The 16,810-nt window shown below is 71.0% G+C and carries 18 protein-coding genes; 10 read left to right on the top strand and 8 right to left on the bottom strand.

The window, feature by feature from the left end; genetic code table 11:
- Positions 1 to 355: 355 nt before the first annotated feature.
- Positions 356 to 1,633, top strand: a complete 1,278-nt coding sequence (locus tag E5671_RS12755; protein ID WP_160504081.1) for a lipase family protein — start codon at positions 356 to 358, stop codon at positions 1,631 to 1,633.
- An 18-nt stretch (positions 1,634 to 1,651) separates the two neighbouring features.
- Here the strand turns inward: E5671_RS12755 and E5671_RS12760 are convergent, their stop codons facing one another.
- A complete protein-coding gene (locus tag E5671_RS12760; RefSeq protein ID WP_160504083.1) occupies positions 1,652 to 2,053 on the bottom strand; it encodes a YchJ family protein in 402 nt (133 codons plus the stop codon).
- Positions 2,054 to 2,193: 140 nt separating this feature from the next.
- On the bottom strand, positions 2,194 to 2,895 hold the full coding sequence (locus E5671_RS12765; protein ID WP_160504085.1) for a FadR/GntR family transcriptional regulator: 702 nt from the start codon (positions 2,893 to 2,895) through the stop codon (positions 2,194 to 2,196).
- 189 nt (positions 2,896 to 3,084) lie between these two features.
- Between E5671_RS12765 and E5671_RS12770 the strand changes: the two genes are divergently transcribed.
- Both E5671_RS12770 and E5671_RS12775 read left to right on the top strand, forming a co-directional pair.
- Positions 3,085 to 3,594, top strand: a complete 510-nt coding sequence (locus tag E5671_RS12770; RefSeq protein WP_160504087.1) for a gluconokinase — start codon at positions 3,085 to 3,087, stop codon at positions 3,592 to 3,594.
- A 47-nt stretch (positions 3,595 to 3,641) separates the two neighbouring features.
- The gene (locus tag E5671_RS12775) at positions 3,642 to 5,039 is read left to right on the top strand and encodes a GntT/GntP/DsdX family permease (protein WP_160504088.1); all 1,398 of its coding nucleotides are present in this window, start codon (positions 3,642 to 3,644) and stop codon (positions 5,037 to 5,039) included.
- On the opposite strand, the gene E5671_RS12780 is transcribed toward E5671_RS12775, so the two are convergent.
- The 5 genes from E5671_RS12780 to E5671_RS12800 form a co-directional block, all read right to left on the bottom strand.
- Positions 5,036 to 5,767 carry a cytochrome b/b6 domain-containing protein gene (locus E5671_RS12780; protein WP_202121097.1) on the bottom strand — a complete coding sequence of 244 codons (732 nt, stop codon included), beginning with the start codon at positions 5,765 to 5,767 and terminating at the stop codon, positions 5,036 to 5,038. The genes E5671_RS12775 and E5671_RS12780 overlap by 4 nt on opposite strands.
- Positions 5,739 to 6,404 carry a molybdopterin-dependent oxidoreductase gene (locus E5671_RS12785; RefSeq protein ID WP_160510150.1) on the bottom strand — a complete coding sequence of 222 codons (666 nt, stop codon included), beginning with the start codon at positions 6,402 to 6,404 and terminating at the stop codon, positions 5,739 to 5,741. The genes E5671_RS12780 and E5671_RS12785 overlap by 29 nt, the downstream gene beginning before the upstream one ends.
- A gap of 141 nt (positions 6,405 to 6,545) precedes the next feature.
- A complete protein-coding gene (locus E5671_RS12790; protein ID WP_160504091.1) occupies positions 6,546 to 8,132 on the bottom strand; it encodes an APC family permease in 1,587 nt (528 codons plus the stop codon).
- Between the two features lie 41 nt (positions 8,133 to 8,173).
- Entirely contained in the window at positions 8,174 to 9,133 is a 960-nt protein-coding gene (locus tag E5671_RS12795) for a hypothetical protein (protein WP_160504093.1), read from the bottom strand.
- A 211-nt stretch (positions 9,134 to 9,344) separates the two neighbouring features.
- On the bottom strand, positions 9,345 to 11,000 hold the full coding sequence (locus E5671_RS12800) for an FAD-binding dehydrogenase (protein ID WP_160504094.1): 1,656 nt from the start codon (positions 10,998 to 11,000) through the stop codon (positions 9,345 to 9,347).
- 238 nt (positions 11,001 to 11,238) lie between these two features.
- Between E5671_RS12800 and E5671_RS12805 the strand changes: the two genes are divergently transcribed.
- The 6 genes from E5671_RS12805 to E5671_RS12830 all read left to right on the top strand — a co-directional run bounded on the left by E5671_RS12805 (position 11,239) and on the right by E5671_RS12830 (position 15,138).
- Positions 11,239 to 12,135 (top strand): DMT family transporter, encoded by an 897-nt coding sequence (locus E5671_RS12805; RefSeq protein WP_160504095.1) that lies wholly within the window; start codon positions 11,239 to 11,241, stop codon positions 12,133 to 12,135.
- A gap of 276 nt (positions 12,136 to 12,411) precedes the next feature.
- Positions 12,412 to 13,044, top strand: coding sequence for a TetR/AcrR family transcriptional regulator (locus E5671_RS12810; protein ID WP_160504096.1), 633 nt, complete (start codon positions 12,412 to 12,414; stop codon positions 13,042 to 13,044).
- Complete coding sequence (locus tag E5671_RS12815) at positions 13,041 to 13,814, top strand: glucose 1-dehydrogenase (RefSeq protein WP_160504097.1); 774 nt, start codon at positions 13,041 to 13,043, stop codon at positions 13,812 to 13,814. Before E5671_RS12810 ends, E5671_RS12815 begins: the two co-directional genes overlap by 4 nt.
- A gap of 35 nt (positions 13,815 to 13,849) precedes the next feature.
- Entirely contained in the window at positions 13,850 to 14,386 is a 537-nt protein-coding gene (locus tag E5671_RS12820; protein WP_160504098.1) for an NUDIX hydrolase, read from the top strand.
- A 30-nt stretch (positions 14,387 to 14,416) separates the two neighbouring features.
- Complete coding sequence (locus tag E5671_RS12825) at positions 14,417 to 14,809, top strand: DUF202 domain-containing protein (RefSeq protein ID WP_160504099.1); 393 nt, start codon at positions 14,417 to 14,419, stop codon at positions 14,807 to 14,809.
- A complete protein-coding gene (locus tag E5671_RS12830) occupies positions 14,797 to 15,138 on the top strand; it encodes a DUF202 domain-containing protein (RefSeq protein ID WP_160504100.1) in 342 nt (113 codons plus the stop codon). Before E5671_RS12825 ends, E5671_RS12830 begins: the two co-directional genes overlap by 13 nt.
- Positions 15,139 to 15,167: 29 nt before the next feature.
- Here the strand turns inward: E5671_RS12830 and E5671_RS12835 are convergent, their stop codons facing one another.
- Positions 15,168 to 16,124 carry an NADP-dependent oxidoreductase gene (locus E5671_RS12835; protein ID WP_160504101.1) on the bottom strand — a complete coding sequence of 319 codons (957 nt, stop codon included), beginning with the start codon at positions 16,122 to 16,124 and terminating at the stop codon, positions 15,168 to 15,170.
- Between the two features lie 204 nt (positions 16,125 to 16,328).
- Between E5671_RS12835 and E5671_RS12840 the strand changes: the two genes are divergently transcribed.
- On the top strand, positions 16,329 to 16,625 hold the full coding sequence (locus tag E5671_RS12840) for a hypothetical protein (protein ID WP_160504102.1): 297 nt from the start codon (positions 16,329 to 16,331) through the stop codon (positions 16,623 to 16,625).
- Positions 16,626 to 16,810: the final 185 nt, after the last annotated feature.

The raw sequence follows: 16,810 nt of genomic DNA on the forward strand, positions 1-16,810 counted from the left end.
ACGGCAGGACCTTGGGGCCCTGTCCGACGACAGGGCCTAGGACGCTACTGGCGGCACCGGGCGGCCACAGCGCGGGTTCCCGCCTATGTGCGGGGCGCCGCCCTGGCCTCGAACAGGCAGGCGGGCGAGGGTGTTTGGGCCCGTCGGGCGCCCTGGGACCGCCGTGCGGCGCGGCGCGAGTGATCGTCCGGGATTCCCACTGGAGTCTTCTCTCACAGCAACCCCAGGAGCGGAGGTGCGCCGATGGCCGGTCCGTGACGGGTGGGCCGGGCCCTTACACGCGTGAGTTGACTGCGGATCGGGCCGGTGGTGTGCTCACAACTCCGTTGCCGTCACCGCCCGTTCCGGGGGAACCATGCGGGACCACCACGCCAAGGCTCCGTCGTTCACCGACCTGCGCCCGTACAAGACCAGTACCGACACCGGCCCCGGCCCGGACTTCCCGGTCTATCCCGACCTGGTGGAGCGGCTGGTGGAGGCCAAGGCCCAGCCCGATCCGGAGGGCGTGGTCCCGCACGCCCTTGCGATCTGCTCGGCGTACGCCTACGCCGGGTCCGCCGAGGAGGCCGACGCGGCGACGTTGTCCATGATCATGGCGCGGCTCGGCCTTGAGGAGAACGACTGCCGGGTCTTCGAGCAGCGGGTGGGCGCGATGTACATCGCGTCGGCGGCGTACCTCATCCAGGACAAGGACCGGCGGGTGGTGATCCTCTGCTACCGCGGCACGCAGCCCGAGGACATCATCAGCATCCTCACCGACGCCGACGTACGGCCCGAGACGCTCCGCGTGGACCTCGGCGGGGAGCGGTACGACGTCCACGCGGGCTTCTACCGCAACATGAGGGCTTCCCGGTACCTGGTCATGCAGGCCCTGGAGCGTGCGCTGCGCGGCGAGTCGGTCAACCCCGACGAACAGGGCACGGTGGGCGACGGGATGGAGGCGCTCTACATCACCGGGCACAGTCTCGGCGGTGCGATGGCGGCGCTGATGGGCGTCGTGCTGGTCCACGAGCCGCGCTACGCCGCCGTCGCGGAACGCCTGAAGGCCGTCTACACCTTCGGCCAACCCATGCTGGGCGGGCCCGAGTTGGCCCGCGCCTGCCACGCGGCCTGTGATCCGCGGGGCGTCCACGTGCTGCGCGACCGGCTCATCCGCTACATCTTCGACCGCGATGTCGTGCCCGCGCTGCCGCCGCGCCCGGTCGGGCCGTACGCACCCTTCGGCCGCGAGTTCCACTACCGGCGCAGGCGGAGCGTGGTCGACGGCGCCGTCTCGCTCACGGCCGACGCGATGATCGAGGCGCTGTCCCTGCCGGGCGATCTGCTCGGGGGGCGGCTGCCTGCCATGGCGGGGCGCAGGGCGAAGTCGGTGGGGCGGGCCCTGGCCGAGCTGGCGCGGGGGCCCGGCCGTGAGCACGGCTGGATCGAGGTGCGGGACCCGGCGCCGCACTACCCGCAGATGGACAGCCTCGCGGGGCTCGCGGTGGTGGCACCGCTCGCGTTCTTCGCGGCCCGGCTCGCGCTGACGCGGAACGTCCCGTTCACGTACTCCTTCGAGGACCACGGGCCGGGGCACTACGTGAACGCGCTGGCGCCGCCGGGGGTCATGAGCGAGTTCGGGGACATCCGGTGACGGGCCGCCGGGCCGCGGCTAGTCGATGAAGGCCCCGTCGACGTACACCCAGGCCCCGTCGAGCCGCTCGAAACGGCTCCGCTCGTGGAGGGCCTCCTTGCGGCCCCCGTCGGTGTAGCGGGCCCGGAACTCGACCGTGCCGGTGGTGTGGAACGCGGTGCCGTCCGCCGTGTCCAGGATCTCCAGGCCGACCCAGCGGAGCCCCGGGTCGAACTCCACGCGGGGCGGCCTGGTGCGCGGGTGCCAGGTGCGCAGGAGGTAGGCCTCGTCCTTGACGGCGAAGGCGCAGTAGCGGGAGCGCATCAGCTCCTCGGGCACGGCGGCCACGGCCTCGCCCTTGTGCAGCCTGCCGCAGCACTTCTCGTACGGCTGGGGGTGGCCGCAGGGGCAGGACGGGGTACTGGGAGCACGTCGGGACATGCGGACCATTGTCCCCGACGACGGGGGGGAGGAGCGCCCCGCAGGGGCGCGGGGCTCTGACATGTGCGGCTTCGCCGCGTGGGCGCGACCAGCCACGACGCGCCCGCGGAATGCACCCGAGCCCCGGAAGGGGGCGTCCGCTAGGGGGCAAGAATGTCCAGCTCGTGCAGCGCCCCCACCGCGATCTCCCGTGTCAGCTCCTCGGCACGCGCCGCGTCGCCCTCGCGCACCGCCTCCGCGAGCCTGACGTGCAGGGTGACGGCCGCAGGGTCCGGGTCCTCGAACATCACCTGGTGGTGGGTGCGGCCCGCGAGGACCTCCGCGACGACGTCACCGAGGCGGGCGAACATCTCGTTGCCCGACGCCTTCAGGACGATGCGGTGGAAGTTGATGTCGTGGAAGAGGTAGCCCTCCAGCTGCTGGCCCCGCGAGGTGGCGACCATGCCGAGGGCGCACTCGGTGAGGGCCGCGCACTGCTCGGGGGTGGCGTGCTGGGCGGCGAGGCCGGCGGCGGCCGGTTCGATCGCCGAGCGCAGGACCGTGAGCGAGCGCAGCTGGCGCGGCCGGTCGGCGCCGGCCAGACGCCACCGGATGACCTGGGGGTCGTAGACGTTCCACTCCTCGGTGGGCCGCACGGTCACGCCGACCCGGCGCCGGGACTCGACGAGGTGCATCGACTCCAGGACCCGCACCGCTTCTCGTACGACGGAACGTGACACCTCGAAGCGCTGGGCCAGCTCGTCCGTGCGCAACACGCTGCCCGGCGGGTACTCGCCGCCGGTGATGGCGGGCCCGAGGCTTTCCAGTACGCGAGCGTGCAGCCCACGGGCCTGATCGGTCATGTCGTCAGGGTATGTGGGGACCCTCGGGAACAAAAAGTCAGACTTTTGTGTCACAGGCTCTTGAATTTGTCAGACCTAATGGGTTTCAGTGACGTGAACGAGCCACGGGCCTCCCCCGACCCGTGGCTCGTTCCGGACCGATGGCTCGTTTCGGACCGATGTCGATGAAGACAGCGAGGCAGGACAGCGATGAGCACCCCCCACGTCGTCGTGGTCATGGGCGTGGCAGGAACCGGCAAGACAACGATCGGCCCCCTGCTCGCGGCACAGCTCGGCGTTCCCTACGCCGAGGGCGACGACTTCCACCCCCCGGCGAACATCGCCAAGATGTCGGCCGGGACCCCGCTGACCGACGACGACCGCTGGCCGTGGCTCGATGCCATCGGTGCCTGGGCCCACGGCAGGGCCGGGCTCGGCGGTGTGGTCAGCAGCTCGGCGCTGAAGCGCGGCTATCGCGATCGCTTGCGGGCCGCCGCCCCCGGCATCGTCTTCGTCCACCTCACCGGTGACCGGGCCCTCATCGAGGACCGGATGTCCCACCGGCAGGGCCACTTCATGCCAACGGCCCTGCTCGACTCGCAGTTCGCCACGCTGCAGCCGCTCGGCGCGGACGAGGCGGGCGTCGCGGTCGACGTCACCGGCAGTCCGGAAGAGATCAGCGAGCGGGCCTTCGAGGCGCTCGGCCGGCTCGACCAGTAGTCCCCTGTCCCCCGCACCCCCCTCCCCTGACGTACAAGGAAGCCACCGTGACCAGTCTCAGCGTTGAGATGCTGGCAGCGGACGCCGCCGAGCCGATCACCTCCGCTGGCCATGCCCAGCTGGGTATCGCCGTCCTCGCGGGCATCGCCGTCATCGTCCTGCTCATCACGAAGTTCAAGCTGCACGCGTTCCTGGCCCTGACCATCGGCTCGCTCGCCCTCGGCGCCTTCGCGGGCGCACCTCTCGACAAGGCGATCGCCAGTTTCACCGAGGGTCTCGGCTCGACGGTCGCGGGCGTGGGTGTGCTGATCGCGCTCGGCGCGATCCTCGGCAAGCTGCTCGCCGACTCCGGCGGCGCGGACCAGATCGTCGACACGATCCTGGCCAAGGCGGGCGGGCGTTCGATGCCGTGGGCGATGGTCCTGATCGCTTCGGTGATCGGGCTTCCGCTCTTCTTCGAGGTCGGCATCGTGCTGCTGATCCCGGTCGTCCTGATGGTCGCCAAGCGCGGCAACTACTCGCTGATGCGGATCGGCATCCCGGCCCTGGCCGGTCTGTCCGTGATGCACGGGCTCATTCCGCCGCATCCCGGTCCGCTGGTCGCGATCGACGCGGTGGACGCGAACCTCGGGATCACGCTGGCCCTCGGCGTGCTCGTCGCCATCCCTACGGTGATCATCGCCGGGCCCGTCTTCTCGAAGTACGCGGCGAAGTGGGTCGACGTCCCGGCTCCCGAGAAGATGATGCCGCAGCGTCCCTCGGAGGACCTGGAGAAGCGTCCCGGGTTCGGCGTCACGGTCGCGACCGTGCTGCTGCCCGTCGTGATGATGCTGGCCAAGGCGCTGGTCGACATCATCGTGGACAACCCCGAGCACACGGTGCAGCGCGTCTTCGACGTCATCGGCTCGCCGCTGATCGCGCTGCTCGCGGCGGTCATCGTCGGCATGTTCACGCTGGGCCGTGCGGCCGGGTTCACGAAGGACCGGCTTTCGACCACCGTCGAGAAGTCGCTCGCGCCGATCGCCGGTGTGCTGATGATCGTGGGTGCGGGTGGCGGCTTCAAGCAGACCCTCATCGCTTCCGGTGTCGGCGAGATGGTCCTCGACATCTCCAAGGACTGGTCGATTCCGGCGCTGCTGCTGGCGTGGCTGATCGCCGTGGTGATCCGGCTCGCCACGGGGTCGGCGACGGTGGCCACCATCTCGGCTGCGGGACTTGTGGCACCGCTGGCCGCGGACATGTCCGACGCGCACACGGCGCTGCTCGTGCTGGCCATCGGAGCGGGTTCGCTCTTCTTCTCGCACGTGAACGACGCGGGGTTCTGGCTGGTGAAGGAGTACTTCGGGATGAGCGTCGGGCAGACGATCAAGACGTGGTCCGTGATGGAGACGATCATCTCCGTGGTTGCGGGTGGGCTGGTTCTGCTGCTCTCCCTTGTGATTTAGCTGGGGTCAGGGCGGGGTCCTTTTCCCCGATCCCGCCCCTTCCCGAACCTTCCGGCTCCGCCGGGCTCTTGGCTCGGTCGATCACCGGCTCCGCCGAGTTCGTCCTCAAACGCCGGACGGGCTGAAAGCCACAGCGGATGCCGACGCTCCGCCCACCCCGGGTCCACCGACCCGGTCCGCATCCCCCGCCTCGCCTCCGGGTCCGCCCACGCCATCCCCACATGCCCGGCGATCACCAAGCCGAGCGCCAGGGCCAGCCAGTCGTGGACGAAGGTGCTTCCCGTGCGCCAGGCCAGCGGGGCGAGGTCCGTGAACCACATCAGCAGGCCCGTGCCCAGCATCACCAGGACCGCTCCGGCGAGCCAGCCGGCGTACAGCTTCTGGCCCGCGTTGAACTTTCCCGCCAGGCGGTGCGGGTTCCGGCGCCGCAGCCAGGCCTTGTCGTGCGGGCCGAAGCGGTTCAGGAGGCGCAGGTCGCCGCGGAAGGCGCGGGACGCGAGGCCCGCCAGGAAGGGGGCCGGGAGCAGCAGGCCCGACCATTCGTGGACGGTCACCACCAGCGCGCGGCGCCCCACGAGTTCGGCCAGCTGAGGAACGTACAGGCACGCCGCTGTCGCGACGCAGATCCCCATGAGCAGTGCCGTCGCCCTGTGCACCCACCGCTGTGTCGGGGTGAACCTCCTTACGCGCGACGCCACTTCAGGCCGTGGGCTCGTCGTCCCTGCCATTCGAATCACCCACCCACGCGTCGACGTCGTACCCGCGCTTCTCCCAATAGCCCGGCTCCACCTCGTCCGTGAGCGTGATCCCGGAGAGCCACTTCGCCGACTTGTAGAAGTACATGGGGGCGACGTAGAGGCGGGCCGGGCCGCCGTGGCTGTGGCCCAGGTCCCTGTCCTGCATGCGCAGCGCCACCAGGACGTCCGCCCGTCGCGCCTGCTTCAGCGTCAGGCTCTCGCTGTACGTCCCGTCGAAGCAGGTGAAGCGGACGGCGCGGGCGGTGGGGCGCACCCCCGCCGCGTCCAGGATGCGGGAGAGCCGCACGCCCTCGAACGGCGTGCTCGGCACCCGCCAGCCCGTCACGCACTGGACGTCGCGCACCAGTCGGGTCTGCGGCAGGGCGCGCAGCTCGGCGAGGGCGTACGTCGTGGGACGGTCCACCAGGCCGTCGATCTTCAGACGGTACGTGGACGCGCTCCTGTGCGGGACTGAGGCGGCTACCGAGTAGTAGCGGAATCCGCCGCCGTTGGGGAGCAGGTCCGTCAAGCCCGTGGGGTCCTTGTCGGACGCGGCACCCAGGAAGGATTCCAGGCCCCGCTGGAGCTGCGGCGCGGCGGCCACGCCCGCGATGCCGAGGCCGAGCATGCCCAGGACCAGACGGCGGCCGACCGGTGTCCCGGAGCCGCCTTCCTCTTCGGGCGGCTGCGGAAGGGGAGTTGTCACCCTTCGATTCGAGCACCCGCGGCCCCCGGGGTACAGGGGCCGCGGGTGTCCGTCAGTGTTTCGTCACACCTGGCCTCGAACGCCCGGGTCCTCCGCGGCCTTCTCCAGCTGGAACGCCTCGTTGCCCAGGCCGATCCGCGCGTGCGCCTCCGGCTTGGTCGAGCGCAGGATCGCGCCGTAGACCACGCCGATCACGGCGGCGAGCAGGATGATGCCGGGCAGTACCCAGCTGAGCGCCGAGTCGGGGCCCGCACCGACCAGGACGTCGAAGTCCTTGACGGTGTAGCCCGCGATGACGAGCAGGCCGGCCGCGGCGAGCGCGGAGGCGGTGATGCGCCAGGCCTGGGCGCGCGCGGCGCCGCGTCGTACGAAGAAGACGATGACCGCGACGGACGCGGTGGCCATCAGGAGGATGACGCCCAGGGCGCCGATGTTGCCGCCCCAGGTGAACAGGTGCAGGACCGGCGCGGTCGGGTCGCCGAACGGGCCGTCGTCGGTGACCGCGAAGGCCACCACGATCACGACGGAGATGACCGTCTGGAGCAGGGAGCCGGTGCCGGGCGCGCCGGTGGAGGTGTTGGTCCTGCCGAACGCGGCGGGCAGCAGACCCTCACGGCCCATGGCGAAGGCGTAGCGCGCGACCACGTTGTGGAAGGAGAGGATCGCCGCGAACATGCCGGTCACGAACAGGACGTGGAGTACGTCGGTGAAGGTGCCGCCGAGCCGGGACTCGGTGAGCCCGAAGAGCAGCCCCGCGCTCTGTTCCTGTGCGGCGGGGACGATGCCGGAGGGGCCCGCGGCGACCGTGAGCGCCCAGGAGCTGATCGCGAAGAAGATCGCGACGAAGCCGACGGCGAAGAACATCACGCGGGCCACGACGACCTGCGGGCGGCTGGTCTCCTCCGCGTACACGGGGGCCTGCTCGAAGCCGGTGAAGGCGGCGATGCAGAAGCAGAGCGAGGTGGCGACGCCCGCGCCCGTGAGGGTGTCCGGGTTGAACGCGTGCAGGGACAGGCCCTCCTTGGCCGGGTCCGCGATGGCCGCGATGTCGAAGATGACGACGAGCGCCACCTCGATGAGCAGCAGCACGCCGAGCACGCGCGCGTTCAGGTCGATCTTCAGCCAGGCGAGCACGCCGACGACGGCGACGGTGACGAGTGCCGGTATCCACCAGGCCACTTCGACGTCGAAGTAGGTGTTGAGCAGCCCGGAGACCTCGAAGCCGAGGAGGCCGTAGAGGCCCGCCTGCAAGACGCTGTAGGCGACGAGCGCGACCAGCGACGCTCCCGCGCCGGCGGTGCCGCCGAGGCCCCTCGATATGTACGCGTAGAAGGCGCCCGCGTTGTGGACGTGGCGGCTCATCTCGGCGTAACCGAAGCTGAAAAGACCGAGGACGACGCCGAGGATGAGGAAGAGCAGCGGCTGTCCGACGACGCCCATCACGCCGTACGTGGTGGGCATGACGCCCGCGACGACCATGAGCGGTCCGGTCGCCGCGAGCACGGACAGGAGGAGGCCCGCCGTGCCGAGCCGGCCGGCGCGCAGCGCAGTCTCCTGGCCCTTGTACGTGCTGATCCCGCTGCCGTCGGCGGCGCCCTTGGCGCGCGCGGGTCTCGTGTCGCTCGTGCTGCTCGAACTGCCCGTCGCCATGGCGCGGTTGTCCTTTCGCGTGTGCCGGTTGGTGCGGTGGGTCAGGCTGAGCCGAGCGCGGCGTCGCGCGCGGCGGTGAACGCCTTGTACGGGTCCCGGTCCGGGTACGACCAGGGGGCTCGGGTCGCGTGCCGCCCGATGCGGTGGAAGAGGGCGGCCGCCTCGGCCGCCCGGCCCTCGCAGAACTTGGCGTGGGCGAGGAAGTTGAGGTCGACGAGGCCGCGCGGATGAGCCCTGCTCGTGGGCATCTGCCACTCCAGCCACCAGTCGAAAGCGGCCTTCATGACCTGTCGGGCCCGGCGTCCCGTCCAGTGCTCGGAGGCCGCGGGGTTCACGGGCTCGCTGCCCGCGGTGGCGAGGACGCGGTAGCGCTCGGCGTGCGCGATGACGGGCAGGACCGCCAACGGCGAATCTTCGGGCGCCTGTTCGGCCGCCCACGCGGCGAAGTCGTACACCTCGTGCAGCGGGTCCTGGCCCGCGGCGGGGCGCCGCTCGGCGAGCCTGGCCACCATCAGGTGGTGGGCGTGGTGGTGCTCGGGGTGCCGGTGACGGACCTCGTCGAAGAGCCGGACGACGTCCTCCTCGCGGCCGAGGGATCGCTCCAGGGTGAGCAGCGCGAGCCACGGCGTGGGGTCGGCGGGCAGCAGCGCGGCCACTTCGCGGCAGGCCTGCCGCGCCTTCTCGGAGCGCCCCTTGCCGCGTAGCGCGAGGTGCACGGACGCGTAGGCGAGCAGCACGACGGCGTCGGTGCTCTCCGGCTCGGCGAGCCGCCAGTCACGGGCCCAGGCGGTGGTGGTGTGCTCCTGTGCGAGTACGTCGAACCGGTGGCCCCTGCGGTCCCAGTCGTCACCGGTGGCGGCGAGCAGCGCGCGGACCTCGGTCCAGCGGCCCTGGGCCAACGCGGTGCGGGCGCCCGCGAGTTCGGTGTCGTCGAGTGCGGAGTCGAAAACGTAGGCCGCTCGCTTGCGGGAACGGCCCAAGGGGGGTGGGGGTGGTGACACCGCGGGACTTCCTCCCCGGCGCGGCTCGCGTGCGGATGATCACGCACAGCAAAGCGGTAGGCAGCCCTCCAGTCAAGGTCTGCCCAACTCAGGGGCCTTCACCAACTCGTTTCAGAATCCGCAGACTTCACCCCCGACCTGCGGAGTTGCCCGGCAGGACACGATTCGGACAAGCGGTGACGATCACCGCGCGATGCGACGAACGCACCCTTCAGCTCACCGACTTGGCGGCCGCGCGGCCCGCCGTGCGCCCGGAGAAGAGGCAGCCTCCGAGGAAGGTGCCTTCGAGCGAGCGGTAGCCGTGCACTCCCCCGCCGCCGAAACCGGCCGCCTCGCCCGCCGCGTACACGCCGGGGAGCGGCTGACCGCCCTGGGTCAGGACGCGCGAGGAGAGGTCGGTCTCCAGGCCGCCGAGGGTCTTGCGGGTGAGGATGTTGAGCCGGACCGCGACGAGCGGGCCCGCCTTGGGGTCGAGGATGCGGTGCGGGGCGGCGGCCCGGATGAGCCGGTCACCGAGGAACTTGCGGGCGCCGCGGATCGCGGTGACCTGGAGGTCCTTGGTGAAGGGGTTGCGGATCTCCCGGTCGCGCGCGGCGATCGTGCGGTGCAGCGCGGCCTCGTCGATGAGGGGCTCCTTGGTGAGCGCGTTCATGCCGCGCACGAGCGAGGAGAGGTCCTTCTCCACGACGAAGTCGACGCCGTTGTCCATGAACGCCTTCACCGGCGCGGCCACGTCGGCGCGCGCCCTGTCGATGACGCCGCGCACGGACTTGCCGGTGAGATCGGGGTTCTGCTCCGACCCGCTGAGTGTGAACTCCTTGCCGATGATGCGCTGGTTGAGCACGAACCACGTGTACTCGTAACCCGACTTCATGATGTGTTCGAGCGTGCCGAGGGTGTCGAAGCCGGGGAAGAGCGGCACGGGAAGACGGTCGCCGCGCGCGTCGAGCCAGAGCGAGGAGGGGCCCGGCAGGATGCGGATGCCGTGGTTGTCCCAGATGGGGTTCCAGTTCTGGATGCCCTCGGTGTAGTGCCACATGCGGTCGCGGTTGATGAGCCGCGCGCCGGCCTCCTCGGTGATGCCGAGCATCCGCCCGTCGACGTGCGCGGGCACGCCGGAGACCATCCGCTCCGGCGGAGTGCCGAGCCTTTCGGGCCAGTTGGCGCGTACGAGGTCGTGGTTGCCGCCGATGCCGCCTGACGTGACGATCACCGCCTGGGCCCTGAACTCGAAGGACCCGGTGGCCTCCCGGCTGCTGGCCCTGCCGCGCTCGGCGTCCGAGGGTTCCAGGATCTCGCCGGTGACGGTGTCCACGCTGCCCGCACTGCGCGAGAGGCCGGAGACCCGGTGGCGGAACTTGATCTTGACGAGGCCGCGGGCGACGCCTTCGCGGACGCGGCGCTCGAAGGGGGCGACGAGTCCGGGGCCCGTGCCCCAGGTGATGTGGAAGCGCGGCACGGAGTTGCCGTGCCCCTGCGCGTCGTAGCCCCCGCGCTCGGCCCAGCCCACCACGGGGAAGAACCGCACGCCCTGCCCGTGCAGCCAGGCCCGCTTCTCGCCCGCGGCGAAATCGACGTACGCCTCGGCCCATTTGCGGGGCCAGTGGTCCTCGGGGCGGTCGAAGGCGGCCGTGCCCATCCAGTCCTGGAGGGCCAGGGCGTGCGAGTCCTTGATGCGGAGCCTGCGCTGCTCCGGGGAGTCGACGAAGAAGAGCCCGCCGAAGGACCAGTGCGCCTGGCCGCCGAGCGACTGCTCGGGCTCCTGGTCGACGAGGATGACCCGGCGGCCCGCGTCGACGAGTTCCGCGGTGGCCGCGAGCCCCGCGAGGCCCGCGCCGATCACGATGACGTCTGCGTCGTAGGCCATCCGGGGGTTCCTCCTAAGCAGGGGCTTACTGGTGAGTCAGATCCTGGGCAGCGAAGTGACCGGCGTCAACCGTCCGGCTCGGATGTCTGCTCGGATGTCTGCTCGGATGTCTGCTCGGACACCCCCTCGGATGCCTCGTGGGGCGGAGCTCCCCGGGGAGGGCTATCGTCGGCCGGGTAGCCGCCAAACCCCCACTTTCTGGCCCGCCTCGAGCCCGTCCCCCGTCTTGAGGTCTGACGTGTCGGTTCTGGTCCTCGTCCTCTCCGTGTCGGCCGCCTGCTGCCTGGGCTTCGGCTTCGTGTTCCAGCAGCACGCGGCGCAGCGCGCCCCGCTGAGCGACTTCCTCTCGCCGCGGCTGCTGCTCGATCTGGTGCGGGTGCCCGAGTGGCTGGGCGGGATCGGGCTCATGGTGTGCGGCATGGTCCTCGGCGCGCTCGCGCTCGGCCAGGGCGAGATTTCCCTGGTGGAGCCGCTCCTCGCCACGAACCTGATCTTCGCCCTCGCGCTCTCCCGCCATCGGACGAGGCAGTCCTTGGGGCGTCAGGGCTGGGCGGGGCTCGCGCTGCTCGCGGGCGGGGTCACCGCGTTCATCGTGGCGGGTGAGCCGCGGGGCGGGGACTCCGAGTCCGATCCGCTGCGGCAGTGGCTGATCATGGGCGTGATGGCGGGCATCGCGATGCTCCTCACGTTGTACGCGAAGGGGTCCCGGCACCGGTTCACCGCCGGGCCCGTGCTCCTTGGGGTGGCGGCGGGGCTGCTGTACGGCGTGCAGGACGCGTTGACGCGGGTGAGCGGGAAGCGGCTTTCGGAGGAAGGCTGGGTCGCACTGTTCACGGGGTGGCAGCCGTACGTGGTGCTTGTGCTGGGGGTGACCGGGCTTCTGCTGGTGCAGAGCGCCTTCGAGACGGCACCGCTGCGGATGTCGCTGCCCGCGCTGACCGCCGCGCAGCCCCTGGCGGGGATCGTGTGCGGGGTGGGGTTCATGGGGGATCAGCTGCGGATGGACGCTGTCGCTTTGACGTGGCAGGTGGTGGGCCTTGCGGCCATCGTGGGCGGGATCGTGCTGCTGGGATTGCATCCGGCTATGCCGAGGGCCGAGGGCCGATTAGAGGGGCGGGAGGTGGAGGGGCATTAATTTTCCCCAACCCCGCCCCTTCCCGAAAACCCGCTCGGCGCGGGGGCCTGCCTGGGGCTCCGCCCCAGACCCCGCACAAGATGTCCTCAAACGCCGGACGGGCTGGATTTCCAGCCCGTCCGGCGTTTGAGGACGAACTCGGCGGAGCCGGTGATTGACGGCAACCGAGGCCCCCGCGGCAGAGCGGCCCGCGGCGGAGCCGCTATGTCACAGCCGGGAAGGGGCGGGGTTGGGGACTGTCTCGCTTTTAATAATGGCCAGCATTACTATGGCCCCATGGCCAGGACCTCCGGACCCGAAACCCGCGACAAGCTGATCCGCGCGGGTGAGGAAGTGTTCGCCGCGCAGGGCGTACACGGCGCGCAGCTGCGCGACATCGTCCGGCTCGCGGGGCAGAGCAACCCCTCCGCCGTGCAGTACCACTTCGGCAGCCGCGCCGGCCTCCTGGACGCCGTCATGGCCGAGCGCCAGTCCCGTACGGAGAAAGTGCTCACCGCGGAGCTCGCGCGGGCCGACGACAACGGCCTTCGCGGCCTGCTGCGCGCCCTCGTGACCGCCGAGGCCACCGAACTGCGCACCGAGCGAGGGCGGCGCTGCCTGCGCATCTCCACCCAGCTCAGCCACGAGAGCGGCGTACGCACCCGCACCCCGCACCCGACCCTCGACGGCACCGTCTACTGGGATCTGATCAGCCGCGTCGAGGAGTGCCTCGCCTCGCAGCTCCCGGAGCCGGTCCGCCTGGAGCGGCTCGACCTCGCCCTCACCCTCGTCGGCGCCGCCATGGCCGACCGTGCGGGCCAGTACCTGGCCGGCGCCACCCCCCTGACCGACGAGGACCTCTTCCTCGCCGACCTCGTCGAGACCACCACGGCCCTGCTGCGGGCCCCAGTCCCACGGAGAGAACCATGAGCCAAGCGCACGACCTCACCGGCAAGACCGTCGTCATCACCGGAGCCGCCCGCGGTCTCGGCGCCGAGGCCGCACGCCAGGCGGTCGCCGCCGGTGCGAACGTCGTGCTCACCGACGTGCTCGACAAGGAAGGCGAGGTCACCGCCGCCGAACTCGGCGAGCGCGCCCGCTTCGCGCACCACGACGTGACGTCGGAGGAGGACTGGCAGCGCGTCGTGGACCTCGCGGTCAGCGAGTTCGGCGGGATCCACGGCCTGGTCAACAACGCCGGTATATCCACGGGCCAGTTCCTGGAGTCGGAGTCGGTCGAGCACTTCCGCAAGGTCCTCGACATCAACCTCACCGGCGTCTTCATCGGCATGAAGAGCGTCGTCCCGGCCATGAAGGAGGCCGGCGGCGGATCCATCGTGAACATCTCCTCCGCGGCCGGGCTCATGGGCCTCGCGCTCACCGCGGGCTACGGCGCCTCCAAGTGGGGCGTACGCGGCCTCACCAAGATCGGCGCCGTGGAGCTCGGTACCGCCCGCATCCGCGTCAACTCCGTCCACCCGGGCATGACGTACACCCCGATGACCGCGCAGGTGGGCATCGAGAAGGGCGAGGGCAAGTACCCCAACACCCCGATGGGGCGAGTCGGCGAGCCGCACGAGATCGCGGGCGCCATGGTCTTCCTGCTCTCGGACGCCGCGTCGTACGTGACCGGCGCCGAGCTCGCCGTCGACGGCGGCTGGACCGCGGGACCCACCGTGAAGTACGTCATGGGGCAGTGAACTCCCCCGCCGTGCGTTGAGATTGGATGGTCGGCATGACGACCAACAGCGTGCCGGTGCCCGACCCCAGTGAAGAGATCCTGTCCATCGTCGACGAGAACGACGAGGTCGTCGGCGAGGCCCCGCGCGGTGAGGCGTACGCTCGGGGCCTGCGCCACCGTTGCGTGTTCATCCAGGCACGGGACGCCGAAGGCCGCGTCTTCGTGCACCGGCGCACGCCCGTCAAGCTGGTCTTCCCCTCGATGTACGACATGTTCGTCGGCGGCGTGGTCGGGGCCGGCGAGTCCTACGACGACGCGGCCCTGCGCGAGGCGGAGGAGGAGCTCGGGGTCCACGGACTGCCGCGCCCCACACCGCTGTTCAAGTTCCTGTACGACGACGGCGCGGGGCACACCTGGTGGTCGTACCTCTATGAGGTGCGCTGCGACCTGCCCGTGAGCCCGCAGGCCGAGGAGGTCGCGTGGCACGCCTTCGTCACCGAGGACGAGCTGGCGCGGCGGCTCGGCGAGTGGGACTGGGTGCCGGACGGGCTCGCCGCGTACGAACGGCTGCGGGAGTTCCGTGCGGGTTAGTGCGCGTTAGTGCCCGTTAGGGTGCGGCGAGTGAGCAACTTCGTACAGACCCTGCGCCTGTGGTTCGCGCCCGAGCGGATCCGCGACGAGGGCGACACCCCGGACTACCGCTTCTCGCTCGCCAACGAGCGCACCTTCCTCGCCTGGCTGCGCACCGCGCTCGCCCTCATCGGCGGCGGCTTCGCGGTGGACCAGTTCCTGCCGGACCTGCGCTGGGGGTGGCGCATCGGGCTCGCCCTCGCCCTGCTCGCCGCGGGTGTGCTCAGTTCGCTGCGCGCGGTCAACCACTGGGTGCGCTGCGAGCGGGCGATGCGGCGCGGCGATGATCTGCCCGTCTCGCGCTTCCCGACCGTCCTGAGCCTGGCCGTCGCGGTCGTGGCGCTCGCCATGGTCGTCGTCGTGCTCTTCGGGTGGGAGGGGTGACGGGCCAGGGCGAGGTGGCCGTCCCCGAGCGCGATCCGGGGCTGCAGCCTGAGCGCACGAGGCTCGCGTGGCGGCGTACGACCCTGTCCTGCACCGTCGCGGCGGTCCTCGCGGCGCGGGCCGCCCTTCAGGAGGGAACCACCGCGGTGGCTGTCATCGCCTGCGCCCTCTGCCTGCTCCTGTGGCTCGGCTTCCTGGGCGTCGCGCACCGCAGGATGACCGAACTCGCGGCCAGCAGCAGGCCGGTCCGGCTCCCGGCGCGGGCCGCGGCGACGGCAGCGCTGTGCACGATGGCGCTCGCGGCGTGCGCGACGGCCATGGTGTTCTGAACGCCCCGCCCCTCCGGGAAACGCCGCCCTCAGTGCCTGGAGGACCCGTCCTCGGCCGCCCAGTCAACGGTGACGACGATCTTGCCCCGGGTGCGGCCCTCCGCGTTCAGGCGGTACGCGTCCGCCGCCTTCTCCAGCGGGAACGTCTCCGAGACATGGACCGTGACGACGTCCTGCTCCACGAGCTGCGTCAGGCGCTGGAGATCGTCGGCGTCAGGACGTACGAAGCAGTAGTGGCCGCCGAGGCCGATCACCGCGCCGTCCGCGATCGACGCGAGACGCCCTTCCGGTGCGAGGAGTTCGGCGGACACCTTGAGGGTGTCGCCGCCGACCGTGTCGAAGGCGGCGTCCACCCCCTCCGGCGCGAGGGCTCGTACCCGCTCGGCCAGACCGTCTCCGTGGGCGACCGGTTCCGCGCCGAGTTCGCGCAGGAAGTCGTGGTTGCGCTCGCTCGCTGTGCCGATGACGCGGGCGCCCGCGTGCCGGGCCAGCTGGACGGCGATCGAGCCGACGCCGCCGGCCGCCGCGTGCACGAGAACGACGTCGCCCTCCGTCACCGCGAGCGTCTTGACGATCACCTGATAGGCGGTGAGCCCGGCGAGCGGCAGGCCGGAGGCCTCCTCGAAGGTGAGGTTCCGCGGCTTGCGGGCCAGGGTGCGCACGGGGGCGGCGACGTACTCGGCGAAGGTGCCGCGCGAGAGGAAGTCCTCGCGTACGTAGCCGATGACCTCGTCCCCCACCACGTACTCCGGGACGGAGGCGCCCGGCTGCACCACGACGCCAGCGACGTCCCAGCCCGGGATCACCGGATAGACGGGGTCGAGGATGGCGTCGAGGTGCCCGCCCATGCACTTCCAGTCGACGGGGTTCACCGACGCGGCGCGGACTTTCACCAGGACGGAGTCGGGGCCGACCTTGGGGTCGCGCACATCTCCGTACTCGAGGACTTCGGGACCGCCGTACCGGCGGTAGCTGATCGCCTTCATGGGGTCGGCTTCATGGGAGTGCCTTCGTGGGAGCGCCCCTGTGGGGCAAAGGTGCGGTGGTGGTCCAGGGGTCAGGTGTGGGGCGGTGGGGATGCAAGGGTGGCGCAGTGGTGGAAACATCAAGAAGGCTTCCATATCCCCACCAAAGGGGCATCGAGTACTAGCCTGAGAGGGTCACTCCCTCCCACAGAAGGTGCACACGCCATGACCACGCTCCACCACGAACACCCGGTGCACGACCACATCCACGGCCCGGCCTGCGGCCACACGGAGGTACCGCACGGCGACCACGTCGACTACGCGCACGACGGGCACATGCACCGCCTGCACTCCGAGCACTACGACGAGTGCGAGCCCGGCAGCCATGTCGTCCACGAGGGTCACGACCACCGGCACGGCGAGGGCTGCGGGCACAGTTCGGTGCTGCACGGCGACCACGTCGACTACGTCCACGACGGTCACCGGCACGCGGAGCACGACGGCCACTGGGACGACCACTGAGGCACCGGAACCACACCGCGAGGCACCGCCTCGGCCGACTTCCCCCGCACGGGCGCCAACTGGCAGTCTGTGGCGGGGGATCGGCTTGTGCGGGCATCTTCGCGCCATAGCGATTCTGATCACGTTCCCACTGCGCTCTGGACGACATACCGACTGGTCGGCATCATGAACGTCAGCGCGACGCC

The sequence above is a fragment of the Streptomyces sp. BA2 genome, assembly GCF_009769735.1.
In the GTDB taxonomy this organism is placed as follows: domain Bacteria; phylum Actinomycetota; class Actinomycetes; order Streptomycetales; family Streptomycetaceae; genus Streptomyces.